Consider the following 25,371-nt stretch of genomic DNA (forward strand, 5'->3'; position numbering starts at 1 on the left):
CGCCGCACCGGTCGTGCGCCATATCGACCGCACCGCACTGGGCGAGGACCGGGTCGTCGGCGGTGATCTCGACGACCCGGTCCTCGCCCAGTGCGGTGCGGTCGATATGGCGCACGACCGGTGCGGCGGCGTCCGATCCGCCCGAGACGAGCAGGGTGGCTTCGGCCAGTCCGTACACCGGTAGGAACGCCTCCGGTCGGAATCCGGCCGGGGCGAATGCCTCGGCGAAGGCGCGCAGGGTGCTGGCCTGTACCGGTTCGGCGCCGTTCATCGCCGTCGACCACTGCGACAGGTCCAGGGCGGCGCGCTCTGGCGCGGAGCTGCGCTCGACACAGAGTTGGTAGGCGAAGTTCGGTGCGGTGGCGGTGGTGGCGCGGTACCGGGACATGGCTTCCAGCCAGCGCATCGGGCGGGTGATGAAGCCCGCCGGCGACATCAGCACCGTCTTGCCCCCGACGAACACGCTCTGCAGGATGCCGCCGATCAAGCCCATGTCGTGGTGTTGCGGCAGCCAGCACACCGCGATCTTCTGGTCGTCGCCGTCCCATGCCTCATGGATCGCAACCAGGTTCGCCAGCAGGTTGCCGTGCGTCAGGACGACACCCTTGGGCGCCCTGGTGGAACCCGAGGTGTATTGCAGTGTGGCGGTGGTGTTGCCGTCGACGTCGGGCGGTACCCAGCTGTCCGGGTCCGCACCGGGGTCGTCGGGGGCCAGCCACAGCGGCGGCCGCTTGGTCATGCCGTCGACCTTCGCCCTGAGCTTGTCGCGCGTCGCGGAGTCCGCAAGGGCGTAACCGGCCCGCGCATCGGGGGCGATCAGGGCCAACCGCCCGAGCCGATCCTGCACCGGCACCGCAACCGCGCCGGCATACAGGCAGCCGAAGTAGGCCGCGACGCTGTCCAGACCCGGCCGGCAGACGACCAGCACACGACGGCCCGCCGCGCCCTGTTGTTGCAGACTCGCCGCGATCGCCCGTGCGCTGCGGTCGAGTTCGGCATAGGTGAGCGCGCCGTGTTCGGCTGTGCCGTCCGGGTCGAACACGAACGCGACCTTGTCCCGGTAGCGGTCTGCCTGCTGACGTAGCAGTTCCACGAGGGTGCGTGCGGTGGTCGCAGGGTGCTGTGGCATGTCGTCCCCTAACCCTTCGGTTCCCGGCCGACCTGCGCCGCGGATGGTGGCTGGCGCGGATGCTCAACATAACCGCTGCGCCGCCGCCGCAGAGCCGGGTTGGCCGCAAGGGGCCGGCGGTCAGGGCAACGGGCGTTAGCACAACTGTGGGCACTCTGACAGCAAGCTGCCAGGAAAACTCTCAGATTTGTGTCTTGTATCACAGCAAAAATATAACTAACGTGAGCGTCAAGCTCAGTTGCTTTCAGGTGGCAGGGCACTTCGACAGTGAGGAGTACTCACATGAATCCTGTATTACGTCCCTTTGTGACCGCCGGAATCGCGGTGGTCGGCGCGGGCATGATCACGGTCACCCCGGTGGTCGCGCCGTTGCCCGAAGTCCACGGCGTGGGCGATATCGCCCTGACCGCCGGGCTGGACTTCACCGGTGCGTGGAGCGATGCGTTCAGCACCGCACAGACCAACGTCTCGGACCTGCGGGAGGCGTTGCAGGACGCCAACAGTGCCCTAAGTGAGGCGCTCGAGAACGCCGACCTGCAAAATCTGGACTTGGAGCAGCTGGGCGCGGCGCTGACGTTCCTCGCCGGCGACCAGAAGGGCTTCCTCAACCCGCTTGCTCAATTCACCACCAGTCTGCCCTCGGGCGAAGGCGGGATCGGGGATCCCGGCTTCGCCCTCGGCAACTTCCTGCTCTACGGCCTGCTCACCAACCAAGGGGAAGCCTTGGCTCCCGGGCTCATTCCGCCAATCCCCGACCCGATCCCGGAGATCATCCAAGTCCTGGCCTCGCCGCTGTCTGGCCTGCTGATCGGCGCCCTGGGGCCGTACCTGTCGCCGTTGGTGGAGCTGGTCAACAGCATCGAAGCCATCAGCGCCAATCTCGGCGGCGAGGACCCGGACGCGATGGCGGCGCTGCAGGAACTGATCAACATCCCGGCGAACATGTTCAACGGCTGGCTCAACGGCGCAACGCTCAACCTGGACTTCCTGGTCCCGACGATCAGCGAAGCCGGCCTGCTGCCGGAGGGCGCGGACATATCCGGACTGAGCTTCACCTTCGGCGGGCTGCTGTCCCCGGGAGAGGTCGGCGGCAACTTTGAGGCTCTGCTCGGGTCCGAAATTCCTCCGCCGGTCTTCGGTGGCGGCTCGATCCTCAACGGGCTGGGTATCACCATTTCGGTGACCGATCCCCTCGAACTCGACCTGCCGTTCGGTCAGGGGCAGGGAGTCGGGTATTTGGGCGCGCTGGCCGGATTGGGGCAGGCGCTCGCGCTGCTGCTCTCCGGCGAGCTGGACTTCGACGGGCCTCCGCCGGAGGTTGTCCCGGATGTCGGCGTGGCTACCGACTTCGACTTCGGCGACCTGTGGGCAGACCTGTTCGGCGGTGCGTAGCAGCGATCGCCCGGCGCGGATCGTCCCTGCACGCTCGGCTTGGGCATGCAGCCGCGACGGCACTGACCAGCGCGATTGCTCGGCAGGCGCTGCCCGTGCACTACCCTGAACAGCTATGTGCGGAATCGTCGGCTACGTCGGGCAGCGGCCTGCTCGTGACGTCGTCGTCGAGGCCCTGCGCCGGATGGAGTACCGCGGCTACGACTCCGCGGGTATCGCCGTCGTCGACGGCGTGGGGCAGCTGACCGTCCGGCGGCGCGCCGGACGGCTCGCCAACCTGGAAGCCGAACTGGCTGCCACCGATCCGGCGCTGCTGGCCGGGGGCACCGGTCTGGGCCACACGCGCTGGGCCACCCATGGTCGGCCCACCGACCAGAACGCCCACCCGCATTGCGACACAGCGGGGGAGTTCGCGGTGGTGCACAACGGCATCATCGAGAACTTCGCCGTGCTGCGCGACGAGCTCGAACGTGCCGGCGTCGAGTTCAGCAGCGAGACCGACAGCGAGGTGACCGTCCACCTGCTGGCGCGGGCATACCGGCAGGGCGAGACCGCCGGTGACTTCGTGGCCTCGGCCCTGGCGGTGCTGCGCCGCCTTGAGGGCCACTTCACCGTGGTGTTCGCCCATGCCGACGATCCGGGAACGATCGTGGCCGCGCGTCGGTCCACCCCGCTGGTGGTCGGCATCGGTGACGGCGAGATGTTCCTGGGCTCAGATGTGGCCGCGTTCATCCCGTTCACCCGGGACGCGGTCGAGCTGGGCCAGGACCAGGCGGTGGTCATCACCGCCGACGGCTACCGCATCACCGACTTCCGCGGCACCGATGACACTGCCGCCGCCCGCCACTTCCACATCGACTGGGATCTGTCGGCCGCCGAGAAGGGCGGCTATGAGTACTTCATGCTCAAGGAGATCGCCGAACAACCCACCGCGGTGGCCGAAACCCTGCTGGGGCACTTCGAGGACGGCCGGATCGTGCTCGACGAGCAGCGCTTGAGCGACCAGGAGCTGCGCGAGATCGACAAGGTGTTCGTGGTGGCCTGCGGCACCGCCTACCACTCCGGCCTGCTGGCCAAGTACGCGATCGAGCACTGGACCCGCCTGCCGGTAGAGGTCGAATTGGCCAGTGAGTTCCGCTACCGCGACCCGGTGCTGGACCGCAGCACCCTGGTGGTGGCGATCAGCCAGTCCGGCGAGACGGCCGACACCTTGGAGGCGGTACGGCACGCCAAGGAGCAGAAGGCCAAGGTGCTCGCGGTGTGCAACACCAACGGCTCGCAGATCCCGCGCGAGTGCGACGCGGTGCTCTACACCCGTGCCGGGCCGGAGATCGGTGTCGCCTCCACCAAGACGTTCCTGGCGCAGATCACCGCCAACTACCTGGTCGGCCTGGCGCTGGCGCAGGCCCGGGGCACCAAGTACCCCGACGAGGTCGAGCACGAGTACCGGCAGCTGGAATCCATGCCCGAGCTGGTGTCGCACGTGCTGGACGGCATCGAGTCGGTGGCCGAGCTGGCCCGGCAGTTCGCCCGGTCGCCCGCGGTGCTGTTTCTGGGGCGCCACGTCGGTTACCCGGTGGCCCTCGAAGGCGCGCTCAAGCTCAAGGAATTGGCCTACATGCACGCCGAGGGTTTCGCCGCCGGCGAGCTCAAGCACGGTCCGATCGCGCTGATCGAGGACGACCTGCCGGTGATCATTGTGATGCCCTCGCCCAAGAACGCGGCAATGCTGCATTCCAAACTGCTCTCCAACATTCGGGAGATCCAGGCTCGCGGCGCCATCACCATCGTGATCGCCGAGGAGGGCGACGAGACGGTGCGCCCCTACGCCGACCACCTCATCGAGATCCCCGCGGTGTCAACGCTTTACCAGCCGCTGCTGTCCACCATCCCGCTGCAGGTTTTCGCTGCCGGGGTGGCGCAGGCCCGCGGCTACGATGTGGACAAACCGCGCAATCTGGCCAAATCGGTCACCGTCGAGTAGCGGGAGTTGCAGTGCGACGATTGTTGGTAGTGGCGTGCGCCGCGATGACGGTGTTCGCTCCGGTGACGAATGCCGTTGCGGCCAATGAGGTTCCCGACCTGAACCCGCTGTTCGACGACAGCGGTCCGCTTCCTGCCACGGTTACCGACCTCACCGGTATCCCGGACTTGGCGTTCACCACCGTGTCCGGCCTTGCCTGCCGCAAGAGCCGCGGCAAGGTGACGCACAGTGTGGCCTGTGCGGGAAATCTGGTCGGGACACCGCCGGGGACCCGCAGTGTGACTCTTGGCACGGTTCACGCCGAGGGCAACGGCCCGGCGCAGTTCCTGCCGATGGCACCGGCGGGACTGCTCGGAAACCCGGAGAAGGTTCCGTCGATCATGCTGGCGCCCGGCCACAAGATCGTGTTCTGGGATTTCTCGCCCACCGAATCGCTGGTCTGCGGGGCTCCACTGGGCACCGAGGTGGCCTGCGTGCTCAAGGCCGCACGCGAGAGCGGCGCCAAGGCCGGCGACCCCGCCGTCACCCACGGCTTCGTCATCGCCGCCCCGCACAGCGAAGTCTTCTAGTACGCCGGCGTTTGCCGGCCGGTTCGCAAACGTAGTGCGCTCCGTCGGCCGGTGTCGGCCGGTGCGGCGAAAACTGTGGCGGGACGTGTTGGGGTGATGAGACGATGCAGCCGTCGTCTTCGACCCCTGACCATTTCGAGTGAGGAGCCGCTTTGTCCAACGGCAATTCGGTTGTGCACGTCAATCGGGCCAGGCTGCTGCTGATGATCGGCATGGCGGTGTTCTTCGTCGCCTCCTACGTCGTCACGGTGGCGCTGTACGAGCGCGCGGGGTGCGGATGCCCGCGTCATCTCACCGAAGGACTGGCGTCCGCCGACGGAACCACCGTGATCATCGACATCGAGGATCTGCAGACCGTAAAGGGCACGCTGACCGGCAAAGTCACCATCACCCCGGGACCGTCGCTGCTCGACCCGAACACCCACGGACTCACCGAAGACCTCAGCATCGCGGTGCACTCCGCGGTCACCCCGACCAAGCGCAGCTGGACCAAGGGGACGGTGCCCGGCGAGTTCCCGGTCCCGTTGACCATCTCCGGTAACTCGGCGAAATGGCCGTTCGACCATTACAAGACGGGACCCATCACCGTCGATGTCATGCGCGGGGATGCCACGATGCCCGAACGCATGTCGGTGACGTTTGTCGACCACATCGCCGGCTGGAAGAACGAGATCGCCAGCGACCGTGACACCGGCCCATACCGGGTGGCCCTGCACCGGTCTCCGAGCACGGTGGCCTTCGGCGCCGTCATCGTCGGCGTCCTGGTTGCTCTGGCCGTGGTCGCGGTCGTGGTGGCGGTGCTGACGTTCCTGGGCTGGCGAAAGTTTCAGCCGCCGATGACCACGTGGTACGCAGCCATGCTTTTCGCGGTGGTTCCGCTGCGCAATGCGTTGCCCGACGCGCCGCCGATCGGATCCTGGATCGACGTCACGATCACGCTGTGGGTGATCGTGGCGCTGGTGATGTCGATGCTGCTGTTCATCTATTGCTGGTGGCGTGATCTCAACCCCGACGCGACTCCGGCCGCGCCGGCACCCGTGGCCGCCGGTCGATAACTGCGCGGTGCCGCGCTCGTCGTGACGCCCGGCTCAGCCCGGCCGGTGCGTGATGACGAACTGGGACCAGTCCGGCTCGCGCACCGCCGCCCAGTACTCGTCGAGCCGCCACGGGCTCACCGTGTGGATCTCACCGTCGGCGTTCTTGAAGTAGGAATGTTTGACCGCCGGATGCGCCCACACGGTCTGGGCGATCGCGGCCTGGGTGGCGCGGTGCCACTCGGCGGCCGCCCGCTCGGTCGGCTCGATGCAGTGCAGCCGCTCGCCGGCGATCTTGGACAGGCAGGCGTCGATGTAATGCATCTGCAACTCGGAGTTGAAGATCAGACTGCCGCCGTGTGCCAGGTGCGCCCCGGGACCGTAGAGCAGAAAGAAATTCGGGAAGCCGGGCACCGTGATGCCAAGGTGCGCATACGGTCTGCTGCCCCACAGGGTGTGCAGATCGGCCCCGTCGCGGCCGGTGACACGCATCGGCCACAGCACCTCGGTGTGCCGAAAACCGGTGGCGTAGATGACGACGTCCGCCTCGTGATGGGCACCGTCTTCGGTCTGGACCCCGCCGGGGGTGATGCGCTGAATCGGAGTCCGGGTGAGCGTGACATTGTCGCGGCGCAGGGTCTTGAGCCAGGTGCCGTCGTCCTGAAGGGTGCGCTTGCCGGTGGCGGGGTAGTCCGGCAGCACCTTGGACAGCAGCTCGTCGTCGTCGCCCACCTGTGCGGTGATCCAGGCGGTGAACATCTGGCGGGCCAGGGCGTTGAGCTCGCTCACCGCGTAGGCCTGGTCGGGATAGTCCGGATCTACCCGGGCAGCCTCCAACCCCTTGTCGGCCCCGGGCCACAGCAGCAGAAAGCGGTACCAGCGTCCGTAGAACGGCAGGGGCTCCAACGCCCAGCGCACCCCGCAGTCGACGGCGTCGTGATACATCGGATTGGGGAACATCCACTGCGCGGTCCGCTGAAACACCGTGAGGTGGGCCACCTTTTCGGCGATCGCGGGCGCGATCTGGAACCCGCTCGCCCCGGCCCCGATCAGCGCCACCCGTTTGCCGGTCAGATCGACGCTGTGGTCCCAGGCCGCGGAGTGAAACGCCGGCCCGCGGAAACCGTCCGCCCCGTCGAGATCGGGCCAGTGCGGCCGGTTGAGCTGGCCGACAGCGGTGATCACCGCCCGCGCGGAGACGGTGGACACCGATCCGTCGCCGGTCCGCGTGGTCAGCGTCCAGGTTCCGCTGTCGTCATCCCAGGCGGCGGCGGTGACCTCGGTGCCCCAGCGAACGTGTTCGCCCAGGCCGTGCTTGGCCACCAGACCGGCGAAGTACGCCTGTAGCTCCGGCTGCTCGGCGAAGTAGTGTCCCCAGTTGTTGTTGGGTTCGAAGCTGTAGCAGTAGAAATGGTTCGCGACGTCCACCCGGGCGCCCGGATAGGTGTTCTCCCACCATGTTCCGCCCGGACCGGCGTTCTTCTCGAAGACGGTGTAGGGGATGCCGGCCTGGGCCAGCCGGATTCCGGCCAGCGCTCCGGATTCACCGCAGCCGATCACCGCCACCGGAAATTCCGCTGCGCGGGCCGGGTCCAGCGTGGCCGGACGGCGCGGGTCAGTCCCGTCGAGGTCGAGTTCTTCGCCCAGCAGTCCCAGGTAGGTGTCCGGGATCGTCTCGCACGCCGCCCAATCCATCATCTCCTTGACCAACTCGGCGGCCAGCGGCGCAGGCTGCGGACAGCCGCTGTCGCGGTAGGCGATGATTGCCGCGAGCGTCTCGGAGCGCGCGCGGGCTTTATCCTCATCGGTCATGAAGCCCTGGATCTCGTTGAGGAAGATCCCGTTCTGTTTGAAGTCGCGGATGAAGCGGGGGTCGCCGGTGATGTGCACGCACGACAGCAACAGGGTGGGCACCGAGACCTGCTCGAGAGCGGCGGCGATTTCGGAGTCGCTGGTGGTGAACGGCTCCCCGGCGTAGCGGTTGCGCACCGACACCCCTTCCTCGCATTCGCTACCAGGGGAAGCGAAATCGAATCGGACGATACGGCAGCTGCAGGGGCTGATCAAGGATGGCGCGGTCGGCTCACCCGGCGGCGTCGACCTGCGGGGCGATCGCGCCCAGGATGTCCTGCGCCGCGTTGGCCGGGATGCTGTCGCCGCAGACGTCGGCCTGGGCGATCACGTTGTTGCGAACGGTCAGGGCGTCCTGGCACGACCACCCGCCGCCGCCCTCACTGATCGCGGTCGTCCTGATCACCTCGCCGGACTCGGTGACCTCGGTGATGGTCCAGAACACCGGCTGCTCATCAGCGCCGTTGGTGACGGTCATGTTGAGGGTCCGGCCGGCGCACCGCTTCCACTTCTCGCTCTGCTTGGTGTAGAAGGCGCGGGCGTTCTCGGCCCGCGGAAAGGTGGCCACCGACACCAGCACGCCGTGCTTGAGGTCGTGGGTGTCGATGTCGGCCGGGCTGTACCAGCGCTGCCAGCGGATCGCGGTCCAGCCGGAGCCCGCGTACACCGGCCCGGAGGCCACCGAGCTGATTCCCTGACAGTCGGCGTCCACCACGGTGATGTCATCCATCGCGTCCCCGCTCACCACGAGACCCAGATCGGGGTCGGCCACAGCCGCGGCGAGAACCTCCTGGCGAGGGAGCAGTCCCTCGATCTTGGCGACCGGCACCGGCGGCCGGTCCGGGGATGCCGCGGCCGCGGTCGAGGTGGCGGTCGGCGTCTTCGGAGTGGGTTTGGCCGTGTGGTGCCGATCGCGTCCGGACAGCACGACGGCGAGCCCCACGCCGATCACTGCGATCACGCAGGCCGTGGCGACCAGCACGGCGGCACGTCCGGGGCGCCGTGGCGGCGGCGGCATCCCGAGGCCCGGCGGCAGCAGCGGCGGCGGGAAAGGACCCCCGCCGGGCGGCGGAAAGGGCCGGTTCATCGGCGCATACGGGTCCTGGCGGTACGGGTCGGGTGACGGACCGTGCGGTTCGCTCATAGATGCCCCCACATCCGCTCGGGGCCGACCGCCGGTGGATGGCCCGATTGTGAAGGTGAGGTTATCAGCGGTCGGGCGGCCTCGTCCCGGCTTGATCGTGCGACGCTGTACGCCGTGGCGAACCTCAGAACGCGGCTGGCCGCGGTGTGGCACTTCGTGCACACGGCGCCGCTGACCTATCTGTGGTTGGCGGCGCTGGGGGTCACCACCGCCATCCAGCACCTGGTGGGCCCGAACCTGCGCACCATGCTCGTCGAGCAGTCCACCAACCTGCATCACCTGGCCACCGATCCGCTGGAGGTGCTGGTCTCGAGTCTGCTGTGGATCGACGGCAAGGACTGGTCGCCGTATCTGGTGCTTTTCAGTCTGTTCCTGGCGCCGGCCGAACACTGGCTGGGGCACCTGCGCTGGCTGATGGTCGGGTTGATCTCCCACGTCGGAGCCACCTACGTCAGCGAGGGTGCGCTGTATGTGTTGATCCATCTGCACCGGGAGTCCGAGCGGCTGACCTACGCCCGTGACATCGGCGTCAGCTATTTCCTGGTGGGCGTCATGGCGGTGCTCACCTACCGCATCCGCCCGCCGTGGCGCTGGGCCTATCTGGCCGCGCTGGCCGTCATCTTCGCCGTTCCCCTGATCATCAACCCGAATTTCACCGCGATCGGCCATGCCGCCGCCCTGCTCATCGGGTTGGCCTGCTATCCGCTGACCCTGCACCATCCGCTGCGACATCACCCGAGCTCCGCCGGCGGCCACTAGCGTGACAGTCGCGACAATCGCGAGGAGGGCGAGGAGGCCGGCATGCGGGACTATTACAGCGTCGAGGCCATTCGCGCCGCGGAGGCGCCGCTGTTGGCGAGCCTGCCCGACGGGGTGCTGATGCGGCGGGCCGCATTCGGCCTGGCCACCGCCATCGCCCGGGAGCTGACGGCGCGCACCGGCGGGGTGGCCGGGCGCAGTCTGTGTGCGGTGGTGGGGTCCGGCGACAACGGCGGCGATGCGCTGTGGGGGGCGACTCTGCTGCGCCGGCGCGGCGCGGCGGCCACCGCCGTCCTGCTGGAACCGGAGCGCGCCCACGCCAAGGGACTCAGGGCGTTTCGTCGTGCCGGCGGCCAGATCGTCGACCGCGTACCGCCCGCGACGGACCTGGTGATCGACGGCGTGGTCGGCATCTCCGGGCGGGGCCCGTTGCGACCGCACGCCGCCGAGGTCTTCGCCGCGGTCGAGCGGGCGAACATTCCGGTGGTGGCCGTCGACATCCCCAGCGGCCTGGACCCACACCCCGGTGCGGCCGACGGTCCCGCCGTGCACGCCGCGCTCACCGTCACCTTCGGCGGTCTCAAGCCGGTGCATGCCCTGGGGCAGTGCGGAAGGGTCGACCTCGTCGATATCGGCCTGGATCTTCCCGCTGCCGACGTGCACGGGTTGACCGCCGCCGACGTCGAGCGGATCTGGCCGGCGCCGGGACCTCGCGACGACAAGTACACCCAGGGTGTCACCGGCATCTTGGCCGGCTCGGCGACCTACCCGGGCGCGGCGATCCTGTGCTCCGGGGCGGCCGTGGCGGCCACCTCCGGAATGGTCCGCTACGCCGGAAGTGCTGCTGCCCAAGTGGTTTCACACTGGCCCGAGGTGGTCGCGGCGCCCAGTCCGGCGGCCGCGGGCCGGGTGCAGGCCTGGGCGGTCGGCCCCGGACTGGGCACCGGCGAACAGGCCGCTGCCGCACTGTGGTTCGCGCTCGGCTCCGATCTGCCGGTGATCGTCGACGCCGATGCGCTGACCATCCTCGCGGCCCACCCGCACCTGGTGGCCGACCGCCGCGCCCCTACCGTGCTGACTCCGCACGCCGGCGAATACGCCCGGCTGGCAGGGCATCCGCCCGGCCCGGACCGGGTCGGCGCGGCCGCCGAACTGGCGAACCGGTTCGGCGCCACCGTGCTGCTCAAGGGCAACGTCACCGTCATCGCCGACCCGTCCGGGCCGGTCTACCTCAACCCGGCCGGCGCCTCCTGGGCCGCCACCGCCGGCTCCGGTGACGTGCTGTCCGGGATGATCGGCGCGCTGCTGGCCTCCGGACTGCCCGCCGCCGAGGCCGCCGCGGCCGCCGCGTTCGTGCACACCCGTGCCGCGGCGGCGTCGGCCGCCGACCCCGGACCCGGCGACACCCCGACGTCGGCGTCGCGCATCCTGGCCCACATCCGCACCGCCCTGGCCCAGCTATAGAGGAGTAGCAGTGACCCATTCCCACCCGTCCGTGCCGGCACACTCCGTCTCGCCGGCCTACACCGGCCGCATGTTCACCGCACCGATCCCGGCGCTGCGACTGCCCGACGACCCGATGGACGCCGAGGCCGCCTACCGGTTCATCCACGACGAGCTGATGCTCGACGGCAGTTCCCGGCTCAATCTGGCCACCTTCGTCACCACCTGGATGGACCCCGAGGCGTCGCGGCTGATGGCGGAGTCGTTCGACAAGAACATGATCGACAAGGACGAATACCCCGCGACGGCGGCCATCGAACAGCGCTGCGTGTCGATGGTCGCCGATCTGTTCCACGCCGAGGACCTGCGCGACGACGATCCCGCCAGTGCGATCGGGGTGTCCACCGTCGGGTCCAGCGAGGCGGTCATGCTGGGCGGGTTGGCGCTGAAGTGGCGTTGGCGCCAGAAGACCAAAGACGGCTGGCGCAACCGCACTCCGAACCTGGTGATGGGCGCCAACGTCCAGGTGGTGTGGGAGAAATTCTGCCGCTACTTCGACGTCGAGCCGCGCTACCTGCCGATGGCGCAGGACCGCTATGTGATCACCCCAGAGCAGGTGGTCGACGCCGTCGACGAGGACACCATCGGGGTGGTGGCCATTCTGGGCACCACCTACACCGGTGAGCTCGAACCCGTCGAGCAGATCTGCGCGGCGCTGGACGCCCTGGCCGCCGGCGGTGGGCCCGACGTACCGGTGCACGTGGACGCGGCCAGCGGCGGGTTCGTCGTGCCGTTCCTGCACCCGACCCTCAAATGGGACTTCCGGTTGCCGCGGGTGGTGTCGATCAACGTCAGCGGCCACAAGTACGGACTGACCTATCCCGGCATCGGCTTCGTGGTGTGGCGGGCCGCCGAACATCTGCCCGAGGAGCTGGTGTTTCGGGTCAACTACCTGGGCGGGGACATGCCGACGTTCACGCTCAACTTCTCCCGGCCCGGAAACCAGGTCGTCGGCCAGTACTACAACTTCCTGCGGCTGGGCCGGGCCGGTTACACCGAGGTGATGCGGACGTTGTCCGACACCGCGCGCTGGCTGTCGCACCGGCTGGCCGCCAGCGAACATTTCGAGGTGATCAGCGACGGCTCGGCGATCCCGGTGGTGAGTTTCCGGCTGGCCGGTGACCGCGGTTACACCGAGTTCGACGTCTCCCACGAGTTGCGGACCTTCGGCTGGCAGGTTCCGGCCTACACCATGCCCGAGGGTGCCGAGGACGTCACGGTGCTGCGGGTGGTGGTCCGGGAGGGCCTGTCCGCCGATCTTGCCCGGGCACTGTTCGACGACATCGCGAAGTCGGTGGCCGCGCTGGACCGCATCAAACCTGCGGGACATTACGACGATCAGCAGCATTTTGCGCACTGATCTGCCGGAACCGGCATGGGGCCGGTGCCCGCTGCCGGGCGCGGGGCAGGGGGTACCCGGCCGGTTCTGGGACAATCGAGGCTGACATGACTGCCGTATCCCGAACGTCGGGTCTGCTCGCCGAAGCGCTGGTGGACCTGGACGCCATCGCCCACAACGTGCGGGTGCTCGCCGAGCACGCCGGCCCCGCCGCGCTGATGGCTGTGGTCAAGGCCGACGCCTACGGCCATGGTGCGGCCCAGGTGGCGCGCGCGGCGCTGGCCGCGGGGGCCGCCGAGCTCGGGGTCGCCACCGTCGACGAGGCCCTGACGTTACGCGCGGCCGGTATCGACGCACCGGTACTGGCCTGGCTGCACGGACCGCACACCGACTTCGCTCCCGCGCTGGCCGCCGATGTTCAGATCGCCGTCTCCTCGGCGCGCCAGCTCGACGAGCTGCTCGAGGCGGTGGCGGCCACCGGGCGCACCGCGACGGTCACCGTCAAGGCGGACACCGGCATGAACCGCAACGGGGTGGGGCTGGCCGACTTCGAGACGCTGGTGAGCGCACTTCGGCGAGCCGTTGCCGAGGACGCCATCCGGGTACGCGGCCTGATGTCGCATCTGGCCTGCGCCGACGAGGCCGCGAGCCCGCTCAACGATATTCAGGCCCAAAGGTTTTCCGAGCTGCTGCGCATCGGCGACGAGCACGGCCTGACCTTCCCGGTCGCGCATCTGGCGAATTCGGCTGCCGCGATGACCCGCCCCGATCTGGCTTACGACATGGTGCGGCCGGGAATAGCCGTTTACGGCCTGAGTCCGATCCCCGAGCGCGGTGACATGGGCTTGATTCCGGCGATGACCCTCAAGTCGACGGTGGTCCTGGTCCGCCCGATCAAGGCCGGGGAAGCCGTCTCCTACGGTCAGACCTGGATCGCCCCGGCCGACACCACCCTGGCGCTGGTGCCCATGGGCTATGCCGACGGGGTGTTTCGTCCGCTGAGCGGGCGATTCGACGTTCTGATCAACGGCAGGCGCCGGCGCAGCGTGGGCCGGGTGTGCATGGATCAGTTCGTCGTCGACCTGGGGCCCGGCCCCGTCGACGTGCGGGAAGGCGACGAGGTCATCCTCTTCGGTTCCGGGGCGCACGGCGAGCCGCTGGCCCAGGACTGGGCCGATGCGCTGGGCAGCATTCACTACGAGGTGGTCAACAGCCCGCGCGGGCGGGTCGTCAGGACGTATCGGGGCGCTGATGTCCGCTAAGCGCAACGGCGCCCGGGCAAGCGGCTGGCTGGCGGGGATGGCAGGACTGGCGGCCGTCGGCACCATCGCCGGGAGCACCATCGTCCGGTCGGTGACCCGACGTACCACCGCCGAGGACGCCTACGCCGCCGAGGACTTCGCAGTCCTGGGCCAAGACCACAGTTCGGTGGTGGTCACCGACGACGGCGTCGAACTGGCGGTGCGTGACGTCGGGCCGCGCAACGCGCCGTTGACGGTGGTGTTCGCGCACGGATTCTGTCTGCGGATGGGGTCCTTCCACTTTCAGCGGGCCCGACTGGCCGCCGAGTGGGGCGATCAGGTGCGCATGGTCTTCTACGACCAGCGCGGCCACGGCGATTCCGCCGATGCGCCACCGGAGACCTACACCGTGCCGCGGCTGGGCCAGGACCTGGAGGCGGTGCTGGCCGCGACCGTGCCGCGCGGCCCGGTGGTGCTGGTCGGGCACTCGATGGGCGGCATGACGGTGTTGGCGCACGCGCGGCAGTTTCCGCAGCGCTACGGCAACCGGATCGTCGGCGCGGCGTTGATCGCCTCAGCCGCCAAGGGGGTTTCCCGGTCTCCGGTAGGCGAGATCCTGCGCAATCCGGCGTTGGAGGCCGTGCAGTTCAGTGTGCGGTATGCGCCGAAACTGGTGCAGCGCGGTCGCGGTGCGGCCCGCAGGGTGATCGCGCCGATCCTGCGGGCCGCCTCTTATGGCACCGATCGGATCAGCCCGAGTGTGGTGGCGTACTCCGAGGAGATGATGCATGCCACCCCGGTTGCCACCATGGTCGGCTTTCTGCACGCCCTGGAGGTGCACGACGAGAGTGCCGCGCTGGCGACGCTGGCCAAGATCCCGACCCTGGTCGCCTGTGGCGATCGTGACCTGCTCACCCCGGCGGGGTACTCGCGGGCGATGGCGGCCACCCTGTGGGATTGTGAGCTGGTGATCGTGCCCGGAGCCGGGCATCTGGTGCAGCTGGAGGAACCCGATGTCATCGATGAGGCGCTGGTGCGACTGGTGGAGCGGGCCACCCCGCGCCGTGTCATGCTGAGCCGCCGGCTGCGCCGCAGGTCGGGCCGCAGTGGCTGAGCGGCAGGAGGCCACCCTGGCCACGCCTGAGGACACCGTCGCGCTGGGGGCACGGCTGGGCGCTGCGCTGCGCGCCGGTGACGTGGTGGTGCTGTCCGGCCCGCTGGGTGCTGGAAAAACCGTGCTGGCCAAGGGAATCGCGGCAGCACTCGACGTCGACGGCCCGGTCACCTCGCCGACGTTCGTGCTGGCCCGCGAGCATCGGGCCCGTCGGCCGGGCAACCCGGCGATGATTCACGTCGACCTGTACCGCCTGCTCGACGAGACGGGCCTGGACCTGCCGGCACAGCTGGACTCCTTGGACCTCGACACCGAACTCGACGACGCCGTGGTGGTGGTGGAGTGGGGCGAGGGTCTGGCCGAGCGGCTCTCCGATCGGCACCTCGACATCCGGCTGGACCGTGCGGCGGACTCCGAGACGCGCACGGCGACGTGGCGGTGGTACCAGGCGTGAGCTCAGCGATTCTGACCATCGACACCTCCACCCCGGCCGTGACCGCGGGCCTGGTGGCGACCGACCGGTGCACGATGCTGGCCGAGCGGGTCACGGTAGACGCCCGCGCCCATGCCGAACGGCTCACCCCCAACGTGCTGGCCGCACTGGCCGACGCCGGTCTGGGAATGGCCGACCTGGCCGCGGTCGTGGTGGGCTGCGGGCCCGGGCCGTTCACCGGCTTGCGGGTCGGGATGGCGAGCGCTGCGGCCTACGGTCACGCGCTGGCGATCCCGGTGTACGGCGTGTGCAGCCTGGACGCGATGGGGGTGCGCACCGGCTCCAGCGCGCTGGTGGTCACCGATGCGCGTCGCCGGGAGGTCTACTGGGCCCGCTATCGCGACGGCATCCGGGTGGCCGGGCCGGACGTGTGCGCCCCCGCCGACGTCGATCCCGCCGATGCGGTTGCGGTCGCCGGCTCGCCCGCGCACGCCGGTCTGTTCGGTCTGCCGACCCTGGACATCGCCTACCCGAGTCCTGCGGGACTGGTTGCCGCGGTAGGGGATTGGGAGAGTCCTCCGGACTCGCTGGTGCCGCTGTACCTGCGCCGCCCAGACGCCAAGCCGTCGGTCGGCGCATCGCCTGCGGCGAGCCTCGCCGAACCGCCGGTGACACTGGGACCCTTGACGGGCGGCGATGCGATGCGCTGCGCCGAGTTGGAGGCCCAACTGTTCGGCGGGGACGACCCGTGGCCGGCGGAGGCGTTCCTCCGGGCGATCGGAACCCGCGACCATCACTACGTCGCCGCCCGGATCGGTGACGCACTGGTGGGCTACGCCGGAATCGCGCGCCTGGGACGCACCCCGCCGTTCGAGTACGAGGTGCACACCATCGGTGTGGACAAGGCGCATCAGGGGCGCGGCATCGGCCGCCGGCTGCTCGCCGACCTGCTGGAGTACGCCGACGGCGGCACCGTGCACCTGGAGGTCCGAACCGACAACGCTGCGGCCATCGCGCTGTACCGCGACGTCGGATTCGCCCAGACCGGAATCCGCAAGCGCTACTACCGCAACGGAGCCGACGCCTACACGATGAGCCGGGGAGCGATCTCGTGACGATAGTGCTGGCCATCGAATCCTCCTGCGACGAAACAGGTGTCGGGATCACCCGGCTGAACTCCGACGGCACGGTGACGCTGTTGGCCGACGAGGTGGCCTCCAGCGTCGCCGAGCACGCCCGGTTCGGCGGGGTGGTGCCCGAGATCGCCTCGCGGGCACATCTGGAGGCACTGGGCCCCACCATGCGGCGGGCGCTGGTGACAGCGGGGGTGGCCAGGCCCGACGTGGTCGCGGCCACCATCGGCCCGGGGCTGGCGGGTGCGCTGCTGGTGGGCGCCGCCGCCGCCAAGGCGTACGCGGCGGCCTGGGGAGTCCCGTTCTACGCCGTCAACCACCTGGGCGGTCACCTGGCCGCCGACGTCTACGCGCACGGCCCCCTACCGGAGTGCGTGAGCCTGCTGGTCTCCGGCGGTCATACCCACCTGTTGCACGTGCGGTCGCTGGGCGAGCCGATCACCGAGCTGGGCAGCACCGTCGACGACGCAGCGGGGGAGGCCTACGACAAGGTGGCCAGACTGCTCGGGCTCGGCTATCCGGGCGGGCGGGCCCTGGACGAGCTGGCTCGCACCGGTGCCCGCGAGGCGGTGTGGTTCCCGCGCGGGATGACCGGCCCCCGCGACGCTCCCTATGTGTTCAGCTTCTCGGGGCTCAAGACGGCGGTGGCGCGCTACATCGAGAAGAACGCCACCGATCCGGCGTTCTCGCCGGCCGATGTGGCGGCCGGATTCCAGGAATCGGTTGCCGACGTACTGACCGCCAAGGCGGTGCGCGCGGCCACCGACGTGGGCGTGGGAACCCTGCTGATCGCCGGCGGAGTGGCCGCCAATTCCCGGCTGCGCGAGCTGGCCGAGCAGCGCTGTGCGGCGGCCGGGTTGACGCTGCGGATCCCGCCGTTGCGGTTGTGCACAGACAACGGGGCGATGATCGCGTCGTTCGCCGCGCACCTGATCGCCGCCGGAGCGGCGCCGTCGCCGCTGGATGTGGCGACCAATCCCGGCCTGCCGGTGGTGGCGGGCCAGATCCGCTGATCGATTCGCAGCGGGGTCTCCTTGAGTGCTAGCACTCTCATGTATAGAGTGCTAGGTGGCAGTCGGTCGGTTTCTCGCTCGGCACCCGCGACGACGACGCGAGGGCTGGCCCGAATGCCGAACACCTTAAGTAAGTACGTTCCGATGGGCTCGGCGTATGCCGGGTCGCATCCAGACAATGTGGAGGGCTCCAATCGTGGCGAGCGTGAACATCAAGCCACTCGAGGACAAGATCCTCGTTCAGGCCAACGAGGCCGAGACCACGACCGCTTCCGGTCTGGTCATTCCGGACACTGCCAAGGAGAAGCCGCAGGAGGGCACCGTCGTCGCCGTCGGTCCCGGCCGGTGGGACGAGAGCGGCAGCAAGCGGATCCCGCTGGACGTCGCCGAGGGCGACGTCGTCGTGTACAGCAAGTACGGCGGCACCGAGATCAAGTACGGCGGCCAGGAGTACCTGATCCTGTCCGCGCGTGACGTGCTGGCCGTCGTAAGCAAGTAGCCACGAAGCAACCACCGTGCCCGCCCCGGAGATCCCCGTAATACGGGTGATGTCCGGGGCGGCACGCGTAGAGAAAAGGGCGCAACACCTATGAGCAAGCAGATTGAGTTCAACGAGGCCGCGCGCCGGGCGATGGAAGCCGGCGTGAACAAGCTCGCCGACGCCGTCCGGGTGACGCTGGGCCCGCGAGGACGCACCGTGGTGCTGGCCAAGTCCTTCGGCGGCCCGACGGTGACCATGGACGGCGTCACCGTGGCCCGGGACGTCGACCTGGAAGACCCGTTCGAGAACCTCGGCGCGCAGCTGGTCAAGTCGGTCGCCACCAAGACCAACGACGTGGCCGGCGACGGCACCACCACCGCCACGGTGCTGGCCCAGGCCATCATCTCCGGCGGCCTGCGCAACGTCGCGGCCGGCGCCAACCCGATTGCGCTGGGCTCCGGCATCGCCAAGGCCGCCGACGCGGTCTCGCAGGCACTGCTGGCCGCCGCCACCCCGGTCTCGGGCAAGGAGTCGATCGCGCAGGTGGCCAACGTGTCCTCGCGCGACGAGGAGATCGGTGAGCTGGTCGGCGAGGCGATGACCAAGGTGGGCAGCGACGGCGTGGTCAGCGTGGAGGAATCCTCGACGCTGTTGACCGAGCTGGAGATCACCGACGGCGTCGGCTTCGACAAGGGCTTCCTGTCGGCGTATTTCGTCACCGACTTCGACGCGCAGGAGGCCGTGCTGGAGGACGCGCTGATCCTGCTGCACCGCGACAAGATCAGCTCGCTGCCGGACCTGCTGCCGCTGCTGGAAAAGGTCGCCGAGGCCGGCAAGCCGCTGCTGATCATCGCCGAAGACGTCGAGGGCGAGCCGCTGTCGACCCTGGTGGTCAACGCGATCCGCAAGACGCTCAAGGCCGTTGCGGTCAAGGCGCCCTACTTCGGCGACCGGCGCAAGGCGTTCCTGGAGGACCTGGCCATCGTCACCGGTGCGCAGGTGATCAACCCCGACGTGGGCCTGACCTTGCGCGACTCCGGCCTGGATGTGCTGGGCAAGGCACGCCGGGTGGTGGTCAGCAAGGACGACACCGTGATCGTCGACGGGGCCGGGACTGCTGAGGCCATCGCCGGGCGGGTCAAGCAGCTGCGCGCCGAGATCGAGGCGACCGATTCCGACTGGGACCGGGAGAAGCTGCAGGAGCGGCTGGCCAAACTGGCCGGTGGCGTCGCCGTGATCAAGGTGGGTGCGGCGACCGAGACCGCGCTCAAAGAGCGCAAGCACCGGGTCGAAGACGCGGTGGCGGCGGCCAAGGCCGCGGTCGAGGAGGGCATCGTCACCGGCGGCGGCGTGGCACTGGTCCAGGCCCGTGCGGCGCTGTCGGAGCTGGCGTCCTCACTTAGCGGCGACGAGAAGCTCGGCGTCGAGGTGTTCGCCGCAGCGCTGACCGCGCCGCTGTACTGGATCGCCACCAACGCCGGTGTCGACGGGGCGGTGGTGACCGGCAAGGTCGCCGAGTTGCCGGCAGGGCAGGGCTTCAACGCCGCCACGCTGTCCTACGGTGACCTGGTCGCCGACGGTGTCATCGACCCCGTCAAGGTGACCCGCTCGGCGGTGCTCAACGCCGCGTCGGTGGCCCGGATGGTGCTGACCACCGAGACCGCGGTGGTGGACAAGCCCGTCGAGGCCGATCCGCATGCCGGACACGGTCACGGGCACGCGCACTAGGTAGTTCGAGACGAAACACCCCCGGCTCATCGCCGGGGGTGTTTCGTTATTTGGTATGGATCGCATCTGGCAGTGGGCGTGGGATCGGTACGCGTCGCGGTACTCGTGGGCAGGCTGGGCGCTCACTCTCCCCCTGGCGCTCCCGGTCTATGTCGCCTGGTCGTTGTGCATTGTTGCTTTCGAGAGGTCTGATCGCTACGCCGCGGCGGCCGCCCTGACCGTGGCCGCGGTGCTCTCGTACCTCTATGTGCTGGTTGCTCCCGGCGGCAGGGATTCCCGCCTCATTGAGCGGTGGGCCGCTGGTGACGACGTTGATCGAGAGAGCGCACTGCGCGCCACCTACCGGTATGGCCGGAAATTGATTGTGCGGGGGATGGTCGTCACCTGTGTTTGGGTGGCGGCTCTGTTCGCCGGTGTCGGGATGATTGCCGGAGCGAGCGGGTCGCGGCTCATCCAGTACGCGATTCTGGGTGCCGTCGTCGGAACTGCCGGCCAGCTGGTCACCGTGCACAGCTACGTCGAATCAATCCTGCGGCCCGCCAGGGCCGCGATCGTCTCGGATGCGGAGATCGGTGATTCCCTGGCTCGCTCTCGCCCGGCGTTCGCCACGTGGACCAATGTGGCCATGCTGGCGGCGGGGTTCGCGTTTGCCGTCGAGGGCGCGATTCTGGGAGCCGTGTTAGACGTGGCAAGGTATGGTCCTGCCCTCGCCATGATGATCGGTGGTGTATCGGTCCTGGCCATCGGGCCGTCGCTGTGGGCCGCGTACTCGCCACTCCTGCAACCCATTCGCGATCTCGCCGCAGGAACTCAGCGTGTTGCGGCCGGTGATTTCAGCCAGCGCCTGCCGGTGGTGCAAGATGACGATCTCGGCGCACTGGCGGCGTCCTTCAACCGTATGCAGGCGGGTCTGACGGAGCGGCAACGCCTTCAGGCCGCGTTCGGAACCTACGTCGACCCGGCCTTGGCGGCGCGGCTGCTCGACCAGGGCGACGACGTCTTCACCGGTGAGCGCCGTGAGGTGACCGTGATGTTCGTCGACATCCGCGACTTCACCCCGTTCGCCGAGGCCAACACGGCTGAGGACACTGTCGCCCGGCTCAATGCCCTGTTCGAGATCGTGGTTCCCGCCGTGGTCGATGCCGGGGGGCACGTCAACAAGTTCCTCGGCGACGGGGCGCTGGCCGTGTTCGGCGCCCCCGACGATCTCGCGAATCACGCTGATGCCGCGGTGGCCGCGGCGGTGCTGATTCACCGCCTGGTGGCTGAGCGGTTCGGCGGTGAGCTTCGGATCGGCATCGGGATCAACACCGGCAAGGTGATCGCCGGAACCATCGGTGGGGGAGCGCATCTCGAGTTCGCGGTGATCGGTGACACCGTCAACGTCGCCGCCCGCGTCGAGCAGCTCACCAAGACCACCGGTGACGCGATCCTCCTCACCCACGAGACCGTGGACGCCCTGGATCCCCGACCGAACGGACTCGCCGACCGGGGATTGCATGCCCTGAAGGGTAAGTCAGCCGAGGTGCAGATCTTCGGACTCGACCCGGCGGGGTAACGATGGCCCGCAACATGATGAGCCGAGTGCGCTTGAGGGTGCCGCGGCCTATATCGAGAAGCGCCCGCCCAGCTGGCCGGCGGCGCAGGCGTCCACGACATCATCCCGGCCGGCGGGGCACAGTCGGCCGCATTGCAGGACAGCTACCGCCCGTAGGGTCCGAATCGGCTGAGGCAGGGTTCGAACACGTCGATCCACCCGGCACCCGGGCAGTACTGCTCGACTAAGTGCGGGCCGTCGCCGTCGGGCACCAGCCGACACTGCCGCACCGACGGCATGATGCAGTCGGATCCGTAACCCGGCCCTGCCCAAGCAGGCGGCACGAAGACCGCCACGCCGATACCGATCCCCGCGAGGATGGCGGCCACCTTCACGGCAGGGTCGCCGGTCTGCCGCTGCAGGGGTCCATCAGTTGCCGTTCTCCTTCGTGCCGGTTTTCATTGCTTACGGCGGGGATTAAACCGGGCCGCACCGACAGCACGTCGGTCTCGGCCACCGGCATCGGACGGTTCGGACCAAAAACCCCGGTCCTCGTCGGGCCGGGCGGTGTTCTGCTCGAGTGCTGACCTGCTCTGATCCCATCGGGCCAACCGGCGCGGGGTGCGGATCTTCTCCCCGACGGTGACTGCGACGACGGTCCGCCGACGCGTGCCTTGACGCCCGCCCCGGCGAGGCGCAGTGTGATATCCGTCACAAGACCACTGGCTGAAGGCGGCAGGCTCATGACCACCAGGGATAAGTACACGACGGTGCCCGAACCGTACTCATGGCAGGTCGCCAGTGCCGGCGACGCCTGTTTCACGTGGGAATACGACGAGGGGCGGTCGCGGCTCCTGTCGCTGTACCAAAAGGGCAAGGACAAGCAGTGGGACGCCCAGTCGCGCATCGACTGGAACCAAGACGTCGACCCGATGAATCCGCTCGGGTTGCCTGACGACTTCCATCCGCTGTTCGGCAGCCCGATGTGGGACGCCGCGGACGAGGCGCGTCGCGCCGAGATGCGTCAGCACCATCAGTCCTGGCAGTTCTCGCAGTTTCTGCACGGCGAGCAGGGCGCGATGGTGTGCGCGGCCAAGATCGTCGAGGTCGTTCCGGACTTGGATGCGAAGTTCTACGCGGCCACCCAAACCATGGACGAGGCCCGGCACGTCGAGGCCTTCTCCCGGTTCCTGCAGGACAAGGCCGAGATGGTCTACCCGATCAACACGCACCTGACCGCCCTGCTGGAGGACACGTTGCGTGATTCACGGTGGGACATGCCCTATCTGGGCATGCAAGTCCTCATCGAGGGGCTTGCGCTGGCCGCGTTCGGCGTGCTGCGTGACGTCTCGGCGGAGGGTTCGCTGGCCAAGCAGATATTGGCCTACGTCATGCAGGATGAGGCAAGACACGTCGCATTCGGTCGAATCTCCTTGAAGGACTACTACTCTGCTCTCACCGAGGCAGAACGCGACGAGCGCGAAGAGTTCGTGGTGGACGCGTGCTATCTGATGCGCGACCGGTTCCGAGGTGAAGAGGTGTTCGAAACCCTGGGCTTGAACGTCAAGGAGTGCGCCGAGTGGGTCGACGCGTCGCCGCTGATGATCCAGTTCCGCTCACATCTGTTCAGCCGGATCGTGCCGATCGTCAAGGACATCGGGTTGTGGGGACCCAAGGTGCGCACGGCTTTCCGGGACATGGGTGTGCTCGACATGGCCGGATTCGACATCGACGCGCTGATGAAGGCCGACGAGGACCAGGCCGAATCCCTCGACAGGGTGCATGCCGAAATGGCCGAGCGCGCTGTCGAGGTCAACGAGGTGATCGCCGCGGGCGGCGGCTGACTTAGTGTCCTGAACTGGCCAGCAGGCCGGTCGAGGCGAACTTCAGGCCGGCGCGCAGCTCGTCGAGCGAGATGGGGTCGTCGGACTCGATGTAGCGCATTGTGGTCGCCACGGCCATGTTGAAGAACAACCAGGCCAGCGCGCTCGGGCTCAGTTCGCCGCGGTACTGGCTGCGGTAGTGGCTCATGTGCAGGGTGGTCATCGCCAGCAGGGTGGCGTTGAGCCCGGAGACGTTCCCGAAGGCCCGCAGGTTGTCGGGCCGCTGGGCCAGATAGCGGATCAGTCGGCGGTTGGCGATCGTGTAGTCGATGAGGATGTCGATCGACGCCTCCATCGCCGCGGCCGGCCGGTCCAGGGTGATCGCCCGGAGCATGCCCTCGATCGCGGGCGCCTGTTCGGCGGCCAGCCGCTCCACCGCGGCATCGATGATCTGCTCCTTGTTCGCGAAGTACTGGTAGATCGAGCCCTTGCTGATATCGGCCGTCTCGGCGATCAGGTTGGTGGTGATCTCCTCGGGCGGAAGACGGTGCAGCAGGGCGGTCGCCGACGCCACTATTTTTGCGACCATCTCACGGGAGCGCGCCTGCTGCGGCGATTTGCGACGCTTTGAACTGGGATTACTTGGGTTCACCAAAGTTCCTAACGCGACTTGTATGCGACCGTATGTACACATTAGCGTCGGCGCGCCAGCACTTCGACGACAGGGATGACAGGGGATGCCGATGACCTCCACGCCCGATCTCCAGGCCGACCGGCCGGCCGCCGAGCTCGAGGAGTGCGCGGAGATCGAGCTGGTTCCGCCGGATTCGCTGGCCGCCGAGCACACCGGTCGCTGGACCTACCTGATCCTGGAGGGCGCGGCGTTCATGATGCAGGCCATGCATCCGATCATCGCCGAGGTCACCGGCCGCTATTCGGCGGCCTTCCACGGCGATTCGGCCGGCCGGGCGATCCGGTCGCTCGACTCGGTGTTGCGCTGGACCTACGGCGGAACGGAGGCCAGGGCCGAAGGGGACCGGGTCCGGGCGCTGCACAAGCCGATCACCATGAAAAGCGCCGAAACCGGCAAGCAGATCAGCGCCTTGAACCCGCAGGCCTATCAGTGGGTGATCGCCACCGCTTACATCATCAACGCCCAGGCGGGCCGCTTATTGATCGGCCGCGAGTTCACCGACGCCGAAAAGGATGAACTGCTGCGCGACAACCGCAGGTTGGCCCGGCTGCTACACGTGCCAATGCAGGGTTACCCCGAGTCGCAGCGGGAAATGGCCGATTACTTCGAGCGCATGGTCGACACATTGCGCGGTACGCCCGAGGCGCTGCGCCTGCTCGCCGACCTGCAGGCCGGTACCACCCAGCTGCCCCCGACGGTGCCGAAATTGATGGCGCCGCTGATTCGGACCGCACTGCGGCCCGTGATGCGGTTCAACTACCTGTCGGTGGTCGGGCTGCTGGACCCACGGCTGCGCGTGAAGCTCGGTGTCGGCTGGAGCCCGGCAGAAGAGCGCAAACTCACCCGTATCTACACCGTCATTCGGATCGCCTACCGCGTGCTGCCCGACCGGCTCACCTACTTCCCCCTGGCCTATCACGCCCGCAAACACCACCAGTGCCTGGAGAAGATGAAGCAGCGCCAGGAGAAGTCCTTCGCCTACCGCCTGCCCGAGGCCGCCGAGTAACTCCGCGAACACCGCTCAAGACGTCGCGGACAGCTCCCGCGGCACATCTTTGTTAACGCCGCACCCGGGGCGGCGAATGCATTGCATTGACTATCAATTCATTTTTTGGCCCGCCCGGACACACTCATGTGACCGGTGATTAGCCGCCGACGAAATGGGGTATCAATCCACCGCGGCGCCGACGACGGCGGCGCTCAGGGTGTTGAAAAGGAGATCACCATGGACGCAATGGCGGCCACCGAATTCCTGGCACGTTCCACAACGTTGACCAGTGTGGGGTGGATCGGCTATATCGTGATCGGCGCTATTGCCGGCTGGATCGCGGGCATCGTGATGAAAACCAAGTATGGCCTGCTCACCGATGTGGTCGTGGGTGTCGTCGGAGCCCTGATCGGGGGATTCCTGCTCAGCTTCGTCGTCGACACCGCGAGCGGCGGCTGGTGGTTCACCTTGTTCACCGCGGT

General features: G+C 68.4%; 23 protein-coding genes. 18 read left to right on the forward strand and 5 right to left on the reverse strand.

Annotation, left to right across the window (positions count from 1 at the left end):
• The coding region (locus LI92_RS10755; protein ID WP_046318710.1) for an AMP-binding protein at positions 1-1,129 on the reverse strand (1,129 nt) is incomplete at its 3' end.
• A 282-nt stretch (positions 1,130-1,411) separates the two neighbouring features.
• Between LI92_RS10755 and gjpA the strand changes: the two genes are divergently transcribed.
• The 4 genes from gjpA to LI92_RS10775 all read left to right on the forward strand — a co-directional run bounded on the left by gjpA (position 1,412) and on the right by LI92_RS10775 (position 6,129).
• The gene (gene gjpA, locus LI92_RS10760) at positions 1,412-2,521 is read left to right on the forward strand and encodes an outer membrane porin GjpA (RefSeq protein ID WP_046318712.1); all 1,110 of its coding nucleotides are present in this window, start codon (positions 1,412-1,414) and stop codon (positions 2,519-2,521) included.
• Between the two features lie 115 nt (positions 2,522-2,636).
• On the forward strand, positions 2,637-4,505 hold the full coding sequence (gene glmS / locus LI92_RS10765; protein WP_046318713.1) for a glutamine--fructose-6-phosphate transaminase (isomerizing): 1,869 nt from the start codon (positions 2,637-2,639) through the stop codon (positions 4,503-4,505).
• A gap of 44 nt (positions 4,506-4,549) precedes the next feature.
• Positions 4,550-5,074 carry a cupredoxin domain-containing protein gene (locus LI92_RS10770; RefSeq protein WP_046318715.1) on the forward strand — a complete coding sequence of 175 codons (525 nt, stop codon included), beginning with the start codon at positions 4,550-4,552 and terminating at the stop codon, positions 5,072-5,074.
• Positions 5,075-5,277: 203 nt separating this feature from the next.
• A complete protein-coding gene (locus LI92_RS10775; RefSeq protein WP_046318737.1) occupies positions 5,278-6,129 on the forward strand; it encodes a DUF4436 domain-containing protein in 852 nt (283 codons plus the stop codon).
• 33 nt (positions 6,130-6,162) lie between these two features.
• Here LI92_RS10775 and LI92_RS10780 read toward each other — a convergent pair whose 3' ends face one another.
• Positions 6,163-8,097 (reverse strand): flavin-containing monooxygenase, encoded by a 1,935-nt coding sequence (locus LI92_RS10780; RefSeq protein WP_046318739.1) that lies wholly within the window; start codon positions 8,095-8,097, stop codon positions 6,163-6,165.
• Between the two features lie 94 nt (positions 8,098-8,191).
• Positions 8,192-9,103, reverse strand: a complete 912-nt coding sequence (locus tag LI92_RS10785; RefSeq protein ID WP_046318717.1) for a sensor domain-containing protein — start codon at positions 9,101-9,103, stop codon at positions 8,192-8,194.
• A 114-nt stretch (positions 9,104-9,217) separates the two neighbouring features.
• Here LI92_RS10785 and LI92_RS10790 point away from each other — a divergent pair, with 114 nt between their 5' ends.
• The 11 genes from LI92_RS10790 to LI92_RS10840 all read left to right on the forward strand — a co-directional run bounded on the left by LI92_RS10790 (position 9,218) and on the right by LI92_RS10840 (position 21,405).
• Positions 9,218-9,862, forward strand: a complete 645-nt coding sequence (locus tag LI92_RS10790; protein ID WP_046318718.1) for a rhomboid-like protein — start codon at positions 9,218-9,220, stop codon at positions 9,860-9,862.
• Positions 9,863-9,904: 42 nt separating this feature from the next.
• Positions 9,905-11,326 (forward strand): NAD(P)H-hydrate dehydratase, encoded by a 1,422-nt coding sequence (locus LI92_RS10795; RefSeq protein ID WP_046318719.1) that lies wholly within the window; start codon positions 9,905-9,907, stop codon positions 11,324-11,326.
• Positions 11,327-11,336: 10 nt separating this feature from the next.
• Positions 11,337-12,725 (forward strand): glutamate decarboxylase, encoded by a 1,389-nt coding sequence (gene gad / locus LI92_RS10800; RefSeq protein WP_046318720.1) that lies wholly within the window; start codon positions 11,337-11,339, stop codon positions 12,723-12,725.
• Between the two features lie 86 nt (positions 12,726-12,811).
• Positions 12,812-13,966: an alanine racemase gene (gene alr / locus LI92_RS10805; RefSeq protein ID WP_046318721.1), complete on the forward strand. Its 1,155-nt coding sequence runs from the start codon at positions 12,812-12,814 to the stop codon at positions 13,964-13,966.
• Positions 13,956-15,059 (forward strand): alpha/beta fold hydrolase, encoded by a 1,104-nt coding sequence (locus tag LI92_RS10810; protein ID WP_046318723.1) that lies wholly within the window; start codon positions 13,956-13,958, stop codon positions 15,057-15,059. Before alr ends, LI92_RS10810 begins: the two co-directional genes overlap by 11 nt.
• Entirely contained in the window at positions 15,052-15,513 is a 462-nt protein-coding gene (gene tsaE / locus LI92_RS10815; RefSeq protein ID WP_046318725.1) for a tRNA (adenosine(37)-N6)-threonylcarbamoyltransferase complex ATPase subunit type 1 TsaE, read from the forward strand. The genes LI92_RS10810 and tsaE overlap by 8 nt, the downstream gene beginning before the upstream one ends.
• Positions 15,510-16,607 carry a bifunctional tRNA (adenosine(37)-N6)-threonylcarbamoyltransferase complex dimerization subunit type 1 TsaB/ribosomal protein alanine acetyltransferase RimI gene (locus LI92_RS10820; RefSeq protein ID WP_046318726.1) on the forward strand — a complete coding sequence of 366 codons (1,098 nt, stop codon included), beginning with the start codon at positions 15,510-15,512 and terminating at the stop codon, positions 16,605-16,607. Before tsaE ends, LI92_RS10820 begins: the two co-directional genes overlap by 4 nt.
• A complete protein-coding gene (tsaD, locus tag LI92_RS10825; RefSeq protein WP_046318728.1) occupies positions 16,604-17,638 on the forward strand; it encodes a tRNA (adenosine(37)-N6)-threonylcarbamoyltransferase complex transferase subunit TsaD in 1,035 nt (344 codons plus the stop codon). The genes LI92_RS10820 and tsaD overlap by 4 nt, the downstream gene beginning before the upstream one ends.
• A gap of 196 nt (positions 17,639-17,834) precedes the next feature.
• A complete protein-coding gene (groES, locus tag LI92_RS10830; protein WP_046189113.1) occupies positions 17,835-18,137 on the forward strand; it encodes a co-chaperone GroES in 303 nt (100 codons plus the stop codon).
• A 90-nt stretch (positions 18,138-18,227) separates the two neighbouring features.
• Positions 18,228-19,847, forward strand: a complete 1,620-nt coding sequence (gene groL, locus LI92_RS10835; protein WP_046318730.1) for a chaperonin GroEL — start codon at positions 18,228-18,230, stop codon at positions 19,845-19,847.
• A 55-nt stretch (positions 19,848-19,902) separates the two neighbouring features.
• Complete coding sequence (locus LI92_RS10840; RefSeq protein ID WP_046318732.1) at positions 19,903-21,405, forward strand: adenylate/guanylate cyclase domain-containing protein; 1,503 nt, start codon at positions 19,903-19,905, stop codon at positions 21,403-21,405.
• Between the two features lie 143 nt (positions 21,406-21,548).
• Here LI92_RS10840 and LI92_RS10845 read toward each other — a convergent pair whose 3' ends face one another.
• Positions 21,549-21,773, reverse strand: a complete 225-nt coding sequence (locus tag LI92_RS10845) for a hypothetical protein (RefSeq protein WP_152665420.1) — start codon at positions 21,771-21,773, stop codon at positions 21,549-21,551.
• 354 nt (positions 21,774-22,127) lie between these two features.
• On the opposite strand from LI92_RS10845, the gene LI92_RS10850 reads away from it, so the two are divergent.
• Positions 22,128-23,228, forward strand: a complete 1,101-nt coding sequence (locus LI92_RS10850; protein WP_046318735.1) for a ferritin-like domain-containing protein — start codon at positions 22,128-22,130, stop codon at positions 23,226-23,228.
• 1 nt (position 23,229) lies between these two features.
• Here LI92_RS10850 and LI92_RS10855 read toward each other — a convergent pair whose 3' ends face one another.
• A complete protein-coding gene (locus LI92_RS10855) occupies positions 23,230-23,796 on the reverse strand; it encodes a TetR/AcrR family transcriptional regulator (protein WP_046318736.1) in 567 nt (188 codons plus the stop codon).
• A gap of 154 nt (positions 23,797-23,950) precedes the next feature.
• On the opposite strand from LI92_RS10855, the gene LI92_RS10860 reads away from it, so the two are divergent.
• Both LI92_RS10860 and LI92_RS10865 read left to right on the forward strand, forming a co-directional pair.
• Complete coding sequence (locus LI92_RS10860) at positions 23,951-24,907, forward strand: oxygenase MpaB family protein (protein ID WP_046318741.1); 957 nt, start codon at positions 23,951-23,953, stop codon at positions 24,905-24,907.
• A gap of 219 nt (positions 24,908-25,126) precedes the next feature.
• Positions 25,127-25,371: GlsB/YeaQ/YmgE family stress response membrane protein (locus LI92_RS10865; RefSeq protein ID WP_046318744.1), on the forward strand; the 245-nt coding region annotated here is incomplete at its 3' end.

This window comes from Mycobacterium sp. UM_Kg1, assembly GCF_000972925.1.
GTDB classification, from domain to species: domain Bacteria; phylum Actinomycetota; class Actinomycetes; order Mycobacteriales; family Mycobacteriaceae; genus Mycobacterium; species Mycobacterium hiberniae.